This window comes from Pseudomonas sp. B21-047, assembly GCF_024748775.1.
Taxonomy (GTDB): domain Bacteria; phylum Pseudomonadota; class Gammaproteobacteria; order Pseudomonadales; family Pseudomonadaceae; genus Aquipseudomonas; species Aquipseudomonas capeferrum.
Map to the genome: position 1 here is coordinate 1582354 of NZ_CP087169.1, position 16095 is coordinate 1598448.

Here is a 16095-nt window from a genome sequence, read left to right on the forward strand (position 1 = left end):
ACTTCCAAGGCAGGTGAGCATGGCAGACGAATGGAAAGCCCCAGAGTCCGAACCCGAGGAGCGCGAAGAGCGCAAGAGCTGGAAGCTGTTGGAAAAAACCCTGCTGGCGAGTGTTCAGGAGCAGCGCCGCGCACGGCGCTGGGGGATTTTCTTCAAGCTGCTGACCTTTGTTTACCTGTTTGGCATGCTGGTCTTGTTCACGCCGGTGATGGACATGGACAAGGCCGCCTCGCGCAGCGCCAGCCATACGGCATTGATCGAGGTGCGCGGCGTGATTGCCGATCAGGAGGCGGCCAGTGCCGACAACCTCGTCAAGAGCCTGCGTGAGGCGTTCAAGGACGCCAAGACCAAAGCCGTGGTGTTGCGGATCAACAGCCCGGGTGGCAGCCCGGTGCAGGCGGGCTATGTCTATGATGAGATTCGCCGGCTGCGTGCCGAGTACCCGGCGATCAAGCTGTATGCAGTGATCACCGACCTGGGGGCTTCCGGTGCCTATTACATCGCCAGTGCGGCGGATGAGATCTATGCCGACAAGGCCAGCCTGGTTGGCTCCATTGGGGTGACGGCGGCGGGTTACGGGTTTGTCGGCTCGATGGAGAAGCTGGGGGTCGAGCGGCGCACCTATACCGCAGGTGAGCACAAGGCCTTCCTTGATCCGTTCTCGCCAGAGAAGCCTGATGAGCGGGCGTTCTGGCAGGGCGTGCTGAATACCACGCACCAGCAGTTCATCGCCATGGTCAAGCAGGGGCGGGGTGATCGGCTGAAGGACAAGGAGCACCCGGAGCTGTTCAGTGGGCTGATCTGGTCGGGCGAGCAGGCCAAGGCGCTTGGCTTGGTGGATGGCTTGGGCAGTGCCAGCTATGTGGCGCGGGAGATTGTCGGCGAGAAGGAATTGGTGGATTTCACGGTTCAGGAATCGCCGTTTGACCGGTTCTCCAAGCGGATCGGCGCCAGTGTGGCTGAGCATCTGGCGATGTACATGGGGTTCCAGGGGCCGTCTTTGCGCTGAGGGTTGGCCGTTGGTTGTGTGGCACCCCTTTGCAGTACCCATGAGGTCGAGCACCGCTCGATCTCATGGTGCTGGATCGAACTACGGAACCACCACCCCTTCCTTGGTCAGCATGTCCACCAGCCGAATCAGCGGCAGCCCGACCAGGCTGGTCGCATCGCACCCATGCGTGCTTTGAAACAAACTCACCCCCAGCCCTTCGGCCTTGAAGCTCCCTGCGCAATCCAGCGGCTGTTCCGCAGCCACGTAGCGCTCCACGCGCTCCCGGCTCAGTTCCCGCATCGTCACCGTAAACGGCACGCAATCGACCTGGCATTGCCCTGTAGCGCTATTGAGTAGCGCCAGCCCGGTCAGGAAGGTGACCTGCTGCCCGCTGGCCTCCAGCAGCTGCTCGCAGGCCCGCTCGAAGCTCAAGGGCTTGCCAAGGATCTGTTCGCCCAGCACGGCCACCTGGTCCGAGCCGATGATCAGGTGCCCGGGGTGGCTGCCCGCCAGTGCCTCGGCCTTTTGTTTGGCCAGGCGCCGTACCAGCTCCACGGCAGGCTCGTCACCCAGGCGCTGCTCGTCTATATCGGGGCTTTCCCAGGTGAAGGGCAGGCGCAGGCGGGCGAGCAGTTCGCGTCTGTAAGGTGAACTGGAAGCCAGTAATAAGGGCAGCATGGTAGACTCCTGATCTGTTGTACTCATCCTATCACGCGATTTGCCGCCGAATTTCCTTTGACAGGGGCGGGGGCCATCCCTAGAATGCTGCGCCTATGTTGAATGACCCGATTCCACCTCACGTTGACCCGCGCAAATTAGCCGATCGTGGCGTAACCCTTAACGGTTCGCTGCAACTCGCTGATTTGGAAAGACTCTGCGACCCGCTTTCCGACAATGTCGGTACGGTGCAGGCGAAGTTAAATTTTGAACGAGATGAACAGCACGTGGTGGTTATCCACAGCGAGCTTGACGTCGAGGTCAAGATGGTTTGCCAGCGTTGTCTTGAGCTGGTCACCCTGCCGATCCACAGCGAATGTACTTACGCCGTGGTAAAGGAGGGTGCGAATACCCAGTCGTTGCCGAAAGGCTATGACGTGCTGGAACTGGGCGAAGATCCATTGGATCTGCAGGCGTTTATCGAGGAGGAGCTTCTGCTCGCCTTGCCAATCGTGCCTGCTCATCATCCGGAAGAATGCCAGCAGCCGGCGGGCGCAGACGAGCCCGATTCGAGCAAGGACGAGGTATCGCGGTCCAACCCGTTCAGTGTTTTGGCGCAGTTAAAGCGTGACCCAAACGTTTAGGAGTTAATCAATTATGGCTGTTCAGCAGAACAAAAAATCCCGCTCTGCCCGTGACATGCGCCGTTCGCACGACGCCCTGTCGGAAAACGCGCTGTCGGTAGAGAAGACCACCGGTGAAATTCACCTGCGCCACCACGTATCGCCAGAAGGCGTATACCGTGGTCGCAAAGTGATCGACAAGGGCGCTGACGAGTAATCCTTGTCCGCTCAGATCATCGCGATCGACGCAATGGGCGGGGACTTCGGTCCCCGCAGCATTGTCCAGGCTAGCATTGCCTGCCTTTCGGCTACCCCCTCGCTGCACCTGACCCTCGTCGGTCAACCCTCCCTCCTTGAAGATCTTGTCAGCGGCCTTGCAGCTGCGGATCGCGCGCGCCTGCAGATTGTCGCGGCAAGCGAGGTGATCGGTATGGACGAGCGGCCTTCCCAGGCGTTGCGCGGCAAGCCGGACTCGTCGATGCGCATTGCGCTCGAACTGGTGCGTGACGGCAAGGCCCAGGCCTGCGTGAGTGCCGGAAACACCGGGGCGCTGATGGCGTTGTCGCGCTTCGTGCTCAAGACCCTGCCGGGTATCGATCGGCCCGCCATGGTGGCGGCGATCCCGACCCAGGCGGGGTACTGCCAGTTGCTCGACCTGGGCGCCAATGTCGATTGCAGTGCCGAGAACCTTTACCAGTTCGCCGTGATGGGCTCGGTGGCTGCCCAGGCCTTGGGCGTTCATCGCCCGCGCGTGGCGCTGCTGAACATCGGCACCGAGGACATCAAGGGCAACCAGCAGGTCAAGCTGGCGGCCACGTTGCTGCAGAACGCCCGCGGCCTTAACTATGTGGGTTTCGTCGAAGGCGATGGCCTGTACCGTGGCGAGGCGGATGTGGTGGTGTGCGACGGCTTTGTCGGCAACATCCTGCTCAAGTCCAGCGAAGGCCTGGCGACGATGATCGGTGCGCGCATCGAGGCGTTGTTCAAGGGCGGAGTGCTGGCCCGTGCTGCCGGCGCCTTGGCCATGCCATTGCTCAAGCGCCTGCAGGCCGACCTGGCGCCGGCGCGGCACAATGGTGCAAGCTTTCTGGGGTTGCAGGGTATCGTCATCAAAAGCCATGGCTCGGCGGGCGTGCAGGGGTTTCAGAGCGCCATTCAGCGCGCGTTGATCGAGATCCAGGAAAACCTGCCCCAGCGGCTGCATGGTCGCCTTGAAGACCTGTTGCCTTAGGCATTTCGCCGATGAAGTGCTTAAATGTGACCGCTTGGTCCGCGTATCCATCCAAGTTTTCAGATTCCGCGCCAGGCTAACGCCCGGCGTACCCCATCCGACGACAAGATCATAAGGGCTTGTTCAATGTCTGCATCCCTCGCATTCGTCTTTCCTGGTCAAGGTTCCCAGTCGCTGGGCATGCTCGCCGAACTCGGCGCCCAGAAGCCGGTGATCGTCGAAACCTTCAAGGAAGCTTCCGAAGCTTTGGGCTACGACCTGTGGAAGCTGGTCCAGGAAGGTCCGGAAGAGCAACTCAACCAAACCGACAAGACCCAGCCGGCCATTCTTACCGCCTCCATCGCCTTGTGGCGCCTGTGGCTGGAAGAGGGCGGCGCAAAGCCTGCGTTCGTTGCGGGCCATAGCTTGGGTGAATACAGCGCGCTGGTCGCCGCTGGCAGCCTGTCGCTGAAAGACGCAGTCAAGCTGGTCAAGCGCCGTGGTGAGCTGATGCAGGAGGCTGTGCCGGCCGGTCACGGCGCCATGGCCGCAATTCTTGGCCTGGGCGACGATGAAGTGAAGGCCATTTGCGTCGAAGCGGCCGAAGATGAAGTGGTCAGTGCAGTGAACTTCAACTCTCCGGGCCAGGTAGTCATTGCCGGTAACGTTGCGGCGGTGAACCGTGCCATCGAGTTGTGCAAGGCCAAAGGCGCCAAGCGTGCCTTGCCGCTGCCGGTCAGCGTGCCATCGCACTGCGCCTTGATGAAGCCTGCCGCCGAGCGTTTTGCCGAGTCGGTCAACGCCATCGAGTGGAAGGCCCCGCAGATCCCGGTGGTGCAGAACGTCACCGCCGCCATCGCCGCCGACCTCGATGCGCTCAAGCACGACCTGCTGGCGCAGCTGTACCAGCCCGTGCGCTGGGTCGAATGCGTGCAGACCCTGGCCGCCAATGGCGCCGTCAATCTTGTTGAATGCGGCCCAGGCAAAGTCCTTGCCGGCCTCAACAAGCGTTGCGCCGACGGCGTGACCACCTACAACCTCAATACCCCTGATGCCGTCGCCGCCACCCGCGCGGCGCTGGCCTGAATTGGAGAAGCTTGCATGAGCCTGCAAGGTAAAGTTGCACTGGTCACCGGCGCCAGCCGTGGCATTGGCCAGGCCATCGCCCTCGAACTGGGCCGCCAGGGCGCGACCGTGATCGGCACCGCCACGTCCGCCTCCGGTGCCGAGCGCATCGGCGCTACCCTGAAAGAGCACGGCATCACCGGTACCGGCATGGAGCTGAACGTGACCAGCGCCGAGTCCGTCGAAGCGGTGCTGGGCGCCATCACCGCGCAGTTCGGTGCACCGGCCATCCTGGTCAACAACGCAGGTATCACGCGCGACAACCTCATGCTGCGCATGAAGGACGACGAGTGGTTCGACGTGATCGACACCAACCTGAACAGCCTCTACCGTCTGTCCAAGGGCGTGCTGCGCGGCATGACCAAGGCGCGTTGGGGTCGTATCATCAGCATCGGCTCGGTCGTCGGTGCCATGGGTAACGCTGGTCAGGCCAACTATGCCGCCGCCAAGGCTGGCCTGGAAGGCTTCAGCCGCGCCCTGGCGCGTGAAGTGGGCTCGCGAGGCATCACCGTCAACTCGGTGACCCCAGGCTTCATCGACACCGACATGACCCGTGAGCTGCCAGAAGCGCAGCGCGAAGCCCTGCAGACCCAGATTCCGCTGGGCCGCCTGGGCCAGGCCGAGGAAATCGCCAAGGTGGTTTCCTTCCTGGCGTCCGACGGCGCAGCCTATGTGACCGGTGCTACCGTGCCGGTCAACGGCGGGATGTACATGTAAAACTGCAACTCAATGTGACGGATTTCGTAAAAAAAGAGTCATACTGCGAGCCTAAAATCCGTTATAAAGCTGCAACCAGATTCCAGGCAGAGGGTCGGGTGACTAATTCGAAGGTGCGTTTAGCTTGAAAAGCGAACGTCTTTCTATAAAATTGGTCACCGGCCAGCTGCCTGACATATGTCCATTAGGAGTGAAAACTAGGTATGAGCACCATCGAAGAACGCGTCAAGAAAATCGTCGCCGAGCAACTGGGCGTCAAGGAAGAGGAAGTGACCAACGAGAAGTCCTTCGTCGATGACCTGGGTGCCGATTCGCTTGACACCGTTGAGCTGGTGATGGCTCTGGAAGAGGAATTCGAGACCGAAATCCCAGACGAAGAAGCCGAGAAGATCACTACCGTTCAAGCCGCTATCGACTACGTCAACAGCCACAAGGCCTAAGACGTTTTAGTCGACGCTACTTGTCGGGAAAAACCGCACTGCCTTTGCTGGCGTGCGGTTTTTTCTTTGCGAGCCCCCCTTGGCTCAAGGGTATCGTTCACCGCGCACCGAGAGCCTGTTGTCATTTCATTCCATCGCATGAATGCAATGCCAAGAGACTCTGTTATTAGAAAAGGAGAGTACTGTGTCGCGTAGACGCGTCGTGGTCACCGGTATGGGTATGCTGTCACCACTGGGTACCGATGTACCGAGTACCTGGCAGGGCATTCTGGCTGGCCGCAGTGGCATCGGTCCGATCGAACATACGGATCTGGCTGCCTACTCCACCCGTTTCGGCGGCTCGGTGAAAGGCTTCGAGGTCGAGCAGTACCTGTCGGCCAAAGAGGCCCGCAAGCTTGACCTGTTCATCCAGTACGGCCTGGCGGCCGGTTTCCAGGCGGTGCGTAATGCCGGCCTGGAAGTGACCGACGCCAACCGCGAGCGTATTGGCGTGGCCATGGGCTCAGGCATCGGCGGCTTGACCAACATCGAAGAAACCAGCCGGACCTTGCATGAGCAAGGCCCGCGGCGCATTTCGCCGTTCTTCGTGCCGGGTTCGATCATCAACATGATCTCCGGCTTCCTGTCGATCCACCTGGGGCTGCAGGGGCCGAACTACGCCATTGCCACCGCCTGCACCACGGGCACCCACTGCATCGGCATGGCCGCGCGCAACATCGCCTACGGTGAAGCCGACGTGATGATCGCCGGTGGCGCCGAGATGGCCGCTTGCGGCCTGGGCATGGGCGGCTTCGGTGCCTCGCGCGCGCTGTCGACCCGTAACGATGAGCCAAGCCGTGCCAGCCGTCCTTGGGACAAAGGCCGTGACGGCTTTGTGCTGTCCGACGGTGCTGGTGCCTTGGTGCTCGAAGAGCTTGAACATGCCAAGGCCCGTGGCGCGACCATCTATGCCGAACTGGTTGGTTTCGGCATGAGCGGTGACGCCTACCACATGACCTCGCCACCCGATTCCGGTGAAGGTGCTGCCCGTTGCATGGCCAATGCCCTGCGCGACGCTGGCATCCAGCCTGAAGAGGTCAGCTACATCAACGCCCATGGCACCTCGACCCCGGCGGGCGATGTGGCCGAAGTGGCTGCGATCAAGCGTGTGTTCGGCGAGCATGCCTACAAGCTCGCGGTCAGTTCGACCAAGTCGATGACTGGCCATTTGCTGGGGGCTGCGGGCGCGGTGGAAGCGATCTTCAGCGTACTGGCAATCAACAGCCAGATGGCGCCGCCGACCATCAACCTGGATGAGCCGGACGAGGGCTGTGACCTCGACTTCGTGCCGCACCAGGCGCGCAGCATGCCGATCGACGTGGTGCTGTCCAACTCGTTTGGCTTTGGTGGCACCAACGGCTCGCTGGTGTTCCGCCGGTTCGCTGGTTGATGCACAGCTGGCTCGACGGCCAGCCGGCGGATGCAGTCAATCTGCAGAACCGCGGCCTGGCCTACGGCGATGGACTGTTCGAGACCATCGCCGTGCGAGGCGGCCGGCCGAGCTTGATGGCCGGCCACCTTGCACGCCTGGCGCTGGGTTGCCAGCGCCTGGCCATCGACGTCGACCTGGCGTTGGTCGAAGACGAGATCCGGCGTTACGCCAGCCAGCTAGGTGATGGCGTTGCCAAGCTCATCCTCACCCGTGGCGACAGCCAGCGAGGCTATGCCCCGGTTGCCGGTGCGGCGCCACGGCGCATCCTTCAGGGCGGCCCGCTGCCCAGCTATCCTGTCGAACATGCCGAACTCGGTGTGCAATTGTTTCCCTGCCAGACCCGGCTTGGGGAACAACCGCTGCTGGCCGGCCTCAAACACCTCAATCGCCTGGAGCAGGTGCTGGCGCGTGCCGAATGGCAGGGCGGCGAGCATGCCGAAGGCCTGATGCGTGATGGGCAGGGCAGGGTAGTCGAAGGGGTGTATAGCAATTTGTTTCTGGTGCGTGACGGTGTGCTGCTGACCGCAGACCTCAGCCGCTGCGGCGTCGCCGGCGTGATGCGTGCCGCGTTGCTGCAGCAGGCCCAGGCATTGGCCATCCCCGTACAGGTCCGCGACCTGGCATTCGATGAACTGGAGCAGGCGGATGAGGTATTCGTGTGCAACAGTGTCTATGGTGTCTGGCCTGTGCGGGGTTTTGCCGCGCTGAACTGGTCGCCGGGCCCACTCACCCGTAAACTGCAGGCCGTTGCCCGTACGTTACTGGATACCTGAATTCGTGAGACGCAAATTCCTGCTGCTGCTGGAAATGGGGTTGATCCTGGCCGGCCTGGCTTTGGGCTGGTCGGCCTGGAAGGTCGACTCGGTCCTGGAGCAGCCCTTGCACGTGACGCAGGAGCGCCTGCTCGACGTGCCCAATGGCACCAACCCCAACCGCATGTTTTACCGCATGCAGAACGATGGGCTGCTCGATGACGCCTTCTGGTTGCGGCTTTACTGGCGCTTCAATATGGCTGGCACGCCCTTGCATACTGGGGAGTACCGCCTGACCCCGGGGATGACGGTCGAGCAGCTGTTCGACGCGTGGCGCCGTGGCGATGTGGTGCAGTACAACCTCACCCTGGTCGAAGGCTGGACCTTCCGCCAAGTGCGCTCGGCCGTTGCCAAGCACGAAAAGATCAAGCACACGCTGGACGGCCTGACGGACGCCGAGGTGATGGACAAGCTTGGCCACACCGGCGTGTTCCCCGAGGGCCGCTTCTTCCCGGATACCTATCGCTTCGTGCGTGGCATGAGCGACATCGAGTTGTTGCAACAGGCCTACATGCGCCTGGACGAAGTGCTGGCCAAAGAATGGTCGGAGCGCACCACCGACCTGCCGTATCGCGACCCTTACCAGGCGCTGATCATGGCCTCGCTGGTGGAGAAGGAAACCGGCATCCCACAAGAGCGTGGGCAGATTGCTGGCGTGTTCGTGCGGCGCCTGCGTCTGGGCATGATGCTGCAGACCGACCCGACCGTGATCTATGGCATGGGCGAGCGCTACAACGGCAGAATTACCCGTGCCGACCTGCGCGAGCCGACGCCCTATAACACCTATACCATGACCGGCTTGCCGCCGACGCCGATCGCCATGGTCGGGCGCGAGGCTATTCACGCTGCGCTCAATCCGGCCACTGGCACCAGCCTGTACTTCGTTGCCCGCGGCGATGGCAGCCATGTGTTCTCCGACGACCTGGACGACCACAATTCGGCGGTGCGCGAGTTCCAGCTCAAGCGGCGTGCGGATTACCGCTCGAGCCCGGCACCGCAGGCCCAGCCGGGTGTCAGCGAGGCCACCGAGCCCGATGCGCCCGCAGCGGACCAGCCGTCTGCGCAGCCTGAGCCCGACGCGGCCCCCGCGCAGCAATCGGCCCCGGCCGGCGACCCCGCAGCGGCCGATGCGCCGACGCCCGAAGAACAACCTTAAGGACTGCCTGTGAGCGGCTTGTTTATTACCCTGGAAGGCCCCGAAGGCGCGGGCAAGAGCACCAACCGCGAATACCTGGCGGCGCGCCTGCGCGAACATGGCCTGGATGTGCTGCTGACCCGCGAGCCGGGCGGTACACCGCTGGCCGAAAAGGTGCGCGAGTTGCTGCTGGCGCCAAGCGATGAAAGCATGGCGGCGGATACCGAGCTGCTGCTGGTATTCGCTGCGCGCGCCCAGCACCTGGCGCAGGTGATCCGGCCTGCCCTGGCCCGGGGGGCGGTGGTGCTGTGTGACCGGTTTACCGATGCTACCTACGCTTATCAGGGCGGTGGGCGGGGATTGTCCGTCGAGCGCATCGCCACACTGGAGCAGTTCGTCCAAGGCGACCTGCGCCCAGACCTGACCCTGGTCTTCGACCTGCCGGTCGAAGTCGGCCTTGCCCGTGCTGCCGCACGTGGCCGCTTGGACCGTTTCGAGCAGGAAGGCCAGGCATTCTTCGAGGCGGTGCGCCAAGCCTACCTGCAGCGTGCCCATCGCGCGCCGCAGCGCTACAGCCTGCTGGATGCCGCGCAGCCCCTGGAGGCCGTGCAGCGCGCCATCGACGCACTGCTGCCGGGTATCCTGGAGCGTTGCCGTGGCTGAGGCCTACCCCTGGCAGCAAGCCATCTGGCAGCAGTTGGCCGGTCGCAGCCAGCACGCACACGCCTACTTGCTGCATGGGCCGCAGGGTATCGGCAAGCGAGCCCTGGCCGAGCGCCTGATGGCGCGTTTGTTGTGTCAGCACCCTCAGGGGCTGGATGCCTGCGGCACCTGCAAGTCCTGCCTGTTGCTCAAGGCCGGTAGCCACCCGGACAACTACGTACTGGAGCCGGAGGAGGCCGACAAGCCGATCAAGGTCGATCAGGTGCGCGAGTTAGTGGCCTTCGTGGTGCAGACTGCGCAGTTGGGCGGGCGCAAGGTCGTGTTGATCGAGCCGGTCGAGGCGATGAACGTCAATGCGTCCAATGCGTTGCTCAAAAGCCTTGAAGAACCTTCGGGCGATACCGTCCTGCTGTTGGTTACCCATCAGCCCAGCCGCCTGCTGCCGACCATCAAGAGCCGCTGCCAGCAGGTCGTCTGCCCGCAGCCCAGCCTGGCCCAGAGCCAAGCCTGGCTTGCCAATGCGCTGGCCGACAGCGATGAAGCCGAGCGCGAAGAGCTGCTGACCCTGGCCGCAGGTTCGCCGTTGAGGGCGGTCAGCTTGCAGGCACAGGGCATACGTGAACAGCGCGCGCTGGTCACCGATGGGGTGAAGAAACTGCTCAAGCAGCAACAGTCCCCTAGCCAGCTGGCCGATGCCTGGAGTGGTGTGCCGCTGCTGCTGCTGTTCGACTGGTTCTGCGACTGGTCGCACCTGATCCTGCGCTATCAGTTGACCCAGGACGAAGAAGGGTTAGGCTTGGCCGATATGCGCAAGGTCGTGCAGTACTTGGCGCAAAAGAGCCGCCAGGCGAAGGTGCTGCAGGTTCAGGCGTGGGTCCTGGAGCAGCGCCAGAAGGTGCTGGGCAAAGCCAACCTCAATCGCGCCCTGCTGCTCGAAGCGCTGCTGGCTCACTGGCAGCAGTTGCCGGGCGCCCGCTGACTTTCCCTTTTATTCATGTGTGCCGTTATCCCATGCTCGTAGATTCCCATTGCCACCTTGACCGTCTTGACCTGAGTGCCCACCAGGGCTCGCTCGATGCTGCCCTGCAGGCTGCGCGCGAACGCGGGGTCGGGCATTTTCTGTGCATTGGCGTCAGTGCCGATAACGCCGGGGCGGTCAAGGCCCTGAGTGAGCAGTACGCCGATGTCGACTGCTCGGTGGGGGTGCATCCACTGGACCTGGCGCCGGGCGAGACCCCAGCGCTGGAGTGGCTGTTGCGTGAGTTGGCACACCCGCATGTTGTGGCGATCGGCGAAACCGGCCTGGACTACCACTACGAGCCGGAAGCGGCCGAGTTGCAGCAGGCATCGTTTCGCCTGCACCTGGAGGCATCGCGCCAGACCGGCAAACCGGTGATCGTGCATACCCGTGCAGCGCGGGCCGATACCCTCGCGCTGCTGCGCGAGGCGAACCTGCCTCAGGCCGGTGTGCTGCACTGCTTCACCGAAGACTGGGACATGGCCAAGGCGGCGCTGGACCTGGGCTATTACATTTCGTTGTCGGGCATCGTCACCTTCCGCAATGCTGACGCCTTGCGTGAGGTGGCACGCCAAGTGCCGGTCGACCGCCTGCTGGTGGAAACGGATTCGCCTTACCTGGCGCCGATTCCGTATCGGGGCAAGCCGAACCTGCCGCAGTATGTGCGCGAAGTGGCCGAGTATGTCGCCTCGTTGCGTGGGGCCAGTTATGAGCAGTTGGCGGAGCAGACCACGGCGAACTTCAAGCGCTTGTTCCCCTTGGCACGTGTGGTCTGAGGGCACCCCTTCAAACAGGCAAAAAAAACCCGGGTTCTGGGGGAGGGAATCCGGGTTAAGACCATTAGGAGTAAAACAAAGGTACGCGGTCCCTGAGCACCTTTATCGGCGCGCCACTTGGGGGGGATGCGCCGCGCCAACAGTTCAAGTATTGGTCAGGTTTGGCACAGTGCCAGTCCCTATTGGTCGTTTTTTAAACAGATTTGGAATACGTCCGGTATCCATCCCCGCTCTCAATGCATGGCCAGCCGGCGAACCTGCTGCACAGCTTCGTCAATTAGCTGCTCGCTGGTATAGAAATGCGGTGAAAATCGCACGCCACCGCCCCGTAGGGCACAAATTGTGCGCTCAGCCATCAATGCCTTTTGAGTCTGCACGCTATCCTGGCCTTTGATACTGAATGTGACGATGCCCGCCCGCCTGTCGGGATCAGCGGGTGTCTGCAGCAAAACGCCAGGCACCGCAGCCAAGCCTTGATATAACTGCGCCACGCGCTGCTGCAAGCGCTGCGCTACCGTGCTGATCCCGACCTCCTCCAGCAACGAAAGGCTCGCCTCCAGGGCGCAGGCACCGAGCATGTTCGGGCTACCACATTCAAAACGCCGCGCGCTACGCGCCGGCTGCCATTGGCGCCGCTCGAAATCGCCCAGGTGCTCCAGCATGTGCCAGCCATACGCATTGAGCTCAAGCTGCGGGCGTATTTCGGCGCGGCAATAGAACAGCCCCAACCCCTCGGGGCCGAGCATCCACTTGTGGCCATCGGCCATGGCGAAATCGCATTGAAAGCGCTGCACGTCGAAGGGCAGGGCGCCGACCTGCTGGATGGCGTCGACGCAAAACAGCACATTGCGTACCCGGCAACCTTCACCAAGGCGGGCCAGGTCAAGGCGCAGGCCGCTGCCGAATTGCACGGCGCTGATCGCCAGCAAGCGGGTGCATGGCCCGCAGGCCGCCAGCAACGTGGCCTCGGGGTCGGGCCCCGCCAGGCTGGCCTGGATCACCTGCACGCCACGGTCGGCCAAGGCTTCCCATACGACGCGGTTGGAGGGGAATTCCTCGTCGCTGATCACCACTTGGTCGCCGTGCGCCCAGTCCAGGCCAAAAGCGACCAGCGACAGCCCCTCGGAAGTGTTCTTCACCAGGGCGATGTCGCCGGGCGAGGGGGCGTGGATCAGCCGCGCCAGCCGCTCGCGCAGGCGCCGCTCGGTCGCCAGCCAGGTCGGGTACTCGCTGGCACCCAGGCAAACGTTGTCGCGGGCAAAGCGTGCCACCGCCTCGGCAGCCCGGCGTGGCCAGGGGGCGATGGCCGCGTGGTTCAGGTAGCGCAGCCCCGGGGTTTGATCGAACTCATCGTGAAACATAGACATGGTTGGATGATCCGTGCAATTTCCCGCAAGTTAGGCATAATAAACCGCTTCGATCGTCAACCAGTCCTTCCTATGCAGAAAGAACCTCGTAAGGTCCGTGAGTTTCGCCGTCGCGAACAGGAAATCCTCGATACGGCGCTCAAGCTGTTTCTCGAACAGGGTGAAGACAGCGTCACCGTCGAGATGATCGCCGACGCCGTGGGTATCGGCAAAGGCACGATCTACAAGCACTTCAAGTCCAAGGCGGAGATCTACCTGCGCCTGATGCTCGACTACGAGCGCGATTTGAACGAGCTGTTGCATTCGGCCGACGTCGACCGTGACAAGGAAGCCCTGTCGCGCGCCTACTTTGAGTTCCGCATGCGCGATCCGCAGCGCTACCGGCTGTTCGACCGCCTGGAAGAAAAGGTGGTCAAGGGCAATCAAGTGCCGGAGATGGTCGAGCAGCTGCACAGCATCCGCGCCTCCAACTTCGATCGCCTGACCCAGCTGATCAAGGGCCGTATCAGCGAAGGCAAGCTCGAAGACGTACCGCCGTACTTCCACTACTGCGCGGCCTGGGCCTTGGTACATGGCGCCGTGGCGCTGTACCACTCGCCGTTCTGGAGCAACGTGCTCGAAGATCAGGAAGGTTTCTTCCAGTTCCTCATGGACATCGGCGTGCGCATGGGCAACAAGCGCAAACGCGACCCAGAACCCGCCAACTGACAGAGCAGGGCCGCTGCGGGGCCCTTGCAGTTGACCCGGCATGAACAAGGGGCTTGCAAAAACCTGATTTATGAGTCAGGTTTTGCCAGCCCCGCTTCATCCATGCCGGAGTCATCCATGATTGTCGATCGTCAAGGCAGGCGCTTTCGTAACCTGCGTGTCAGCCTGACGGCTGCCTGTAACTATGCCTGTACCTACTGCGTGCCCGATGGCAAGCGCCTGGTGGCGGCGCAGCACGAGTTGCCTGCCGAGGCGTTGGCGCGGGGCGTTGCCTACCTGATTGAAGCCGCTGGCATCGAGCGTTTGCGCATTACCGGTGGTGAGCCGTTGGTCAGCCCTAGGCTGGACGATTTTCTGGCTGCCGTGGCCAAGCTCCCCCTCGGCGATATCTCGCTGACCACCAACGGCCAGTTGCTTGCGCGCAAGTTGCCACAGCTACGCGCAGCAGGCATCCGCCGTCTGAATGTATCCCTCGATACCCTGGACCCACTGGCTTTTCGCCGCATCGCCCGCGGTGGCGACCTTGCCAGCGTGCTGGCGGGCATGCAGCAAGCCAGCGCGCAGGGTATGCAGATCAAGGTGAACATGGTGCCGATGCGCGGCCAGAACCTCGACCAGGTTCTGCCGATGCTCGATTACTGCCTGGCGCGGGGTTTTGAGCTGCGTTTCATCGAGCTCATGCGCATGGGCCATCTGGCCAATGACCGCAATGCTTTCCTGCAGCAGTTCGTTGGCCTTGACCACTTGCTCGGGCTGATCGGGGCCGAGCATGCCTACGAGCAGGTGGACGCGGCGGTGGATGCCACTGCCCTGCGCTACCAGGTCCCCGGTAAAGGCCATTTCGGTGTGATCGCCAACGAGAGCGTGCCGTTCTGCCGGAGTTGTTCGCGGCTGCGTTTGTCATCCACCGGTTGGCTGCATGGCTGCTTGTCGTCGAGCAATCGCCACTTTGTCGGCGACCTGTTGGAAAAGCCGCGTCATCAAGCGCTTCCCGCCTTGCAGCGGCTGCTGGTCAAGGCCCTGGCAGACAAACAGGATGTGGCGTTTTCCGGGGGGGTGACAGTGATGAAGGTGATCGGCGGCTGAGTCTGGCGCAAAAGCTGCATCCGCCGGCTATTCGCCGGTTTTTCGTCGCCGGCCACTGGAGGAAAGATGCGTAGCTTGGTCTTGCTGCTGGCGCTGATGGCGTTGGGCGGCTGCATGAATGTCAGCGATATGGGCGAGGGCGTCCGTTACCACATGAGCGATGCCGGTCTGCTCGACCACAGCGATACCCGCCGGACCCTATCAATCCGTCTGCAGCCCGACTCGTTTATCTTCATTGGCCAGGGCGCGTTCATGCCCCCCGGTAAAGGCCCGTTGCCGCGGCAAAATGTGGTGGCCGACGAGGCGTTCAAGGGTTTCGTCGAGTATTTCCCGCTGGTGCGCCGCGCCCAAGGCCCGCTTGGCCTGGAGGAAGCGATGGCCGAGGCGCGCTCGGTGGGCGCGGACTATGTGCTGTACACCCGTTTCGCGCGCACCGACGACCGTATCGGCAACGGTGACGAGTGGTATGACGAGCAGGCGGTCGACCGGCTGGGTTGGGATACCGGAGTGGTGCAGATGATGCTCATCGAAACCAATACCCGCTACCTGATCGACACGGCCCGCATCAAGAGTCGTGGCGGTTTGTTGACGTTCCACGACAACACGCCGGAAGATTTGCTTGCCGCGCCGATGCGCGAGTACGCTCGTAGCCTTCTGGGCATGAGCGAATGAGGCAAGTGTGATGAGCGATTCCGGCAAGGCCAATGATCTTCTGGCACAAATCCCCAAAGCAAAGGGGCTGCCGCCGGTGCATCTGTGGAACCCGGACTTTTGCGGCGACATCGACATGCGCATCGCCCGCGATGGCACCTGGTATTACCTGGGTACGCCAATCGGGCGCAAGCCGATGGTGCGGCTGTTTTCCACGATCATCCGCCGCGATGGTGATGACTACTTCCTGATCACACCGGTGGAGAAGGTCGGTATCCGTGTCGATGATGCGCCCTTTGTCGCGATTGCCCTGGAGGTGCTGGGCAGTGGTGAGCAACAGGTGCTGCGCTTTACCAGCAATGTCGATGACCAGGTCGAGGCGGGCCCGGCTAACCCGCTGCGGGTCGAGATCGATCCTGTTACCCAGGAGCCTTCACCTTATGTGCTGATGCGCAGCAACCTCGATGCGCTGATTCATCGCAATGTGTTCTATCAGCTGGTCGAGCTGGCGGTGCCGCGCATCATCGAGGGTGAGGAGTGGTTAGGGGTCTGGAGCCAGGGTGAGTTCTATCTGATCGGGCGTACCTGAGAGCAGGGGCCGTAATAGGCCTCCTGGTTTTTCGCCGCATTGGCCATTTTCCCCAG

19 protein-coding genes are annotated in these 16095 nt (G+C 62.4%); 17 read left to right on the plus strand and 2 right to left on the minus strand.

From position 1 onward, the window contains the following. The first annotated feature begins 19 nt into the window (after positions 1-19). Entirely contained in the window at positions 20-1009 is a 990-nt protein-coding gene (locus tag LOY26_RS07240) for a S49 family peptidase (protein WP_258714534.1), read from the plus strand. A gap of 81 nt (positions 1010-1090) precedes the next feature. On the opposite strand, the gene LOY26_RS07245 is transcribed toward LOY26_RS07240, so the two are convergent. Continuing rightward, positions 1091-1669, minus strand: coding sequence for a nucleoside triphosphate pyrophosphatase (locus tag LOY26_RS07245; RefSeq protein ID WP_186653800.1), 579 nt, complete (start codon positions 1667-1669; stop codon positions 1091-1093). A gap of 95 nt (positions 1670-1764) precedes the next feature. Here LOY26_RS07245 and LOY26_RS07250 point away from each other — a divergent pair, with 95 nt between their 5' ends. The 12 genes from LOY26_RS07250 to LOY26_RS07305 all read left to right on the plus strand — a co-directional run bounded on the left by LOY26_RS07250 (position 1765) and on the right by LOY26_RS07305 (position 11638). Further along, complete coding sequence (locus tag LOY26_RS07250) at positions 1765-2292, plus strand: YceD family protein (RefSeq protein WP_077068576.1); 528 nt, start codon at positions 1765-1767, stop codon at positions 2290-2292. Between the two features lie 13 nt (positions 2293-2305). Then, positions 2306-2488, plus strand: a complete 183-nt coding sequence (gene rpmF / locus LOY26_RS07255) for a 50S ribosomal protein L32 (protein ID WP_016485486.1) — start codon at positions 2306-2308, stop codon at positions 2486-2488. 3 nt (positions 2489-2491) lie between these two features. Then, positions 2492-3502: a phosphate acyltransferase PlsX gene (gene plsX / locus LOY26_RS07260; RefSeq protein WP_077068575.1), complete on the plus strand. Its 1011-nt coding sequence runs from the start codon at positions 2492-2494 to the stop codon at positions 3500-3502. Between the two features lie 126 nt (positions 3503-3628). After that, on the plus strand, positions 3629-4567 hold the full coding sequence (fabD, locus tag LOY26_RS07265) for an ACP S-malonyltransferase (protein WP_033700573.1): 939 nt from the start codon (positions 3629-3631) through the stop codon (positions 4565-4567). Positions 4568-4582: 15 nt separating this feature from the next. Then, positions 4583-5323, plus strand: coding sequence for a 3-oxoacyl-ACP reductase FabG (gene fabG, locus LOY26_RS07270; RefSeq protein WP_033700572.1), 741 nt, complete (start codon positions 4583-4585; stop codon positions 5321-5323). A 203-nt stretch (positions 5324-5526) separates the two neighbouring features. Then, positions 5527-5763: an acyl carrier protein gene (gene acpP / locus LOY26_RS07275; protein WP_008096410.1), complete on the plus strand. Its 237-nt coding sequence runs from the start codon at positions 5527-5529 to the stop codon at positions 5761-5763. Positions 5764-5947: 184 nt separating this feature from the next. Beyond that, a complete protein-coding gene (gene fabF / locus LOY26_RS07280) occupies positions 5948-7192 on the plus strand; it encodes a beta-ketoacyl-ACP synthase II (RefSeq protein ID WP_033700571.1) in 1245 nt (414 codons plus the stop codon). Then, on the plus strand, positions 7192-8007 hold the full coding sequence (gene pabC / locus LOY26_RS07285; RefSeq protein WP_258714535.1) for an aminodeoxychorismate lyase: 816 nt from the start codon (positions 7192-7194) through the stop codon (positions 8005-8007). The genes fabF and pabC overlap by 1 nt, the downstream gene beginning before the upstream one ends. 4 nt (positions 8008-8011) lie before the next feature. Then, a complete protein-coding gene (mltG, locus tag LOY26_RS07290; protein WP_258714536.1) occupies positions 8012-9202 on the plus strand; it encodes an endolytic transglycosylase MltG in 1191 nt (396 codons plus the stop codon). Positions 9203-9211: 9 nt separating this feature from the next. Beyond that, positions 9212-9844 carry a dTMP kinase gene (gene tmk, locus LOY26_RS07295; protein WP_033700568.1) on the plus strand — a complete coding sequence of 211 codons (633 nt, stop codon included), beginning with the start codon at positions 9212-9214 and terminating at the stop codon, positions 9842-9844. Then, complete coding sequence (locus tag LOY26_RS07300; RefSeq protein ID WP_186664083.1) at positions 9837-10823, plus strand: DNA polymerase III subunit delta'; 987 nt, start codon at positions 9837-9839, stop codon at positions 10821-10823. The genes tmk and LOY26_RS07300 overlap by 8 nt, the downstream gene beginning before the upstream one ends. A 32-nt stretch (positions 10824-10855) precedes the next feature. Then, positions 10856-11638 carry a TatD family hydrolase gene (locus tag LOY26_RS07305; protein WP_033700566.1) on the plus strand — a complete coding sequence of 261 codons (783 nt, stop codon included), beginning with the start codon at positions 10856-10858 and terminating at the stop codon, positions 11636-11638. A 233-nt stretch (positions 11639-11871) separates the two neighbouring features. On the opposite strand, the gene LOY26_RS07310 is transcribed toward LOY26_RS07305, so the two are convergent. Beyond that, complete coding sequence (locus LOY26_RS07310; RefSeq protein WP_186664085.1) at positions 11872-13005, minus strand: aminotransferase class V-fold PLP-dependent enzyme; 1134 nt, start codon at positions 13003-13005, stop codon at positions 11872-11874. Positions 13006-13077: 72 nt separating this feature from the next. Here LOY26_RS07310 and LOY26_RS07315 point away from each other — a divergent pair, with 72 nt between their 5' ends. The 4 genes from LOY26_RS07315 to LOY26_RS07330 all read left to right on the plus strand — a co-directional run bounded on the left by LOY26_RS07315 (position 13078) and on the right by LOY26_RS07330 (position 16039). After that, positions 13078-13713 (plus strand): TetR/AcrR family transcriptional regulator, encoded by a 636-nt coding sequence (locus tag LOY26_RS07315; protein ID WP_019473685.1) that lies wholly within the window; start codon positions 13078-13080, stop codon positions 13711-13713. Positions 13714-13830: 117 nt separating this feature from the next. Further along, positions 13831-14799 carry a GTP 3',8-cyclase MoaA gene (locus LOY26_RS07320; protein WP_186653830.1) on the plus strand — a complete coding sequence of 323 codons (969 nt, stop codon included), beginning with the start codon at positions 13831-13833 and terminating at the stop codon, positions 14797-14799. 66 nt (positions 14800-14865) lie between these two features. Beyond that, positions 14866-15471 (plus strand): DUF4823 domain-containing protein, encoded by a 606-nt coding sequence (locus tag LOY26_RS07325; protein WP_186664087.1) that lies wholly within the window; start codon positions 14866-14868, stop codon positions 15469-15471. Between the two features lie 10 nt (positions 15472-15481). Then, positions 15482-16039, plus strand: coding sequence for a DUF1285 domain-containing protein (locus LOY26_RS07330; RefSeq protein WP_186653843.1), 558 nt, complete (start codon positions 15482-15484; stop codon positions 16037-16039). The last annotated feature ends 56 nt before the right edge of the window (positions 16040-16095 follow it).

Bases quoted from the DNA above. Each gene is read 5' to 3' on its own strand.
- LOY26_RS07240 (WP_258714534.1), top strand. From the start codon at position 20: ATGGCAGACGAATGGAAAGCCCCAGAGTCCGAACCCGAGGAGCGCGAA.
- LOY26_RS07245 (WP_186653800.1), bottom strand. From the start codon at position 1,669: ATGCTGCCCTTATTACTGGCTTCCAGTTCACCTTACAGACGCGAACTG.
- LOY26_RS07250 (WP_077068576.1), top strand. From the start codon at position 1,765: ATGTTGAATGACCCGATTCCACCTCACGTTGACCCGCGCAAATTAGCC.
- rpmF (WP_016485486.1), top strand. From the start codon at position 2,306: ATGGCTGTTCAGCAGAACAAAAAATCCCGCTCTGCCCGTGACATGCGC.
- fabD (WP_033700573.1), top strand. From the start codon at position 3,629: ATGTCTGCATCCCTCGCATTCGTCTTTCCTGGTCAAGGTTCCCAGTCG.
- fabG (WP_033700572.1), top strand. From the start codon at position 4,583: ATGAGCCTGCAAGGTAAAGTTGCACTGGTCACCGGCGCCAGCCGTGGC.
- acpP (WP_008096410.1), top strand. From the start codon at position 5,527: ATGAGCACCATCGAAGAACGCGTCAAGAAAATCGTCGCCGAGCAACTG.
- pabC (WP_258714535.1), top strand. From the start codon at position 7,192: ATGCACAGCTGGCTCGACGGCCAGCCGGCGGATGCAGTCAATCTGCAG.
- LOY26_RS07305 (WP_033700566.1), top strand. From the start codon at position 10,856: ATGCTCGTAGATTCCCATTGCCACCTTGACCGTCTTGACCTGAGTGCC.
- LOY26_RS07310 (WP_186664085.1), bottom strand. From the start codon at position 13,005: ATGTCTATGTTTCACGATGAGTTCGATCAAACCCCGGGGCTGCGCTAC.
- LOY26_RS07315 (WP_019473685.1), top strand. From the start codon at position 13,078: ATGCAGAAAGAACCTCGTAAGGTCCGTGAGTTTCGCCGTCGCGAACAG.
- LOY26_RS07320 (WP_186653830.1), top strand. From the start codon at position 13,831: ATGATTGTCGATCGTCAAGGCAGGCGCTTTCGTAACCTGCGTGTCAGC.
- LOY26_RS07325 (WP_186664087.1), top strand. From the start codon at position 14,866: ATGCGTAGCTTGGTCTTGCTGCTGGCGCTGATGGCGTTGGGCGGCTGC.
- LOY26_RS07330 (WP_186653843.1), top strand. From the start codon at position 15,482: ATGAGCGATTCCGGCAAGGCCAATGATCTTCTGGCACAAATCCCCAAA.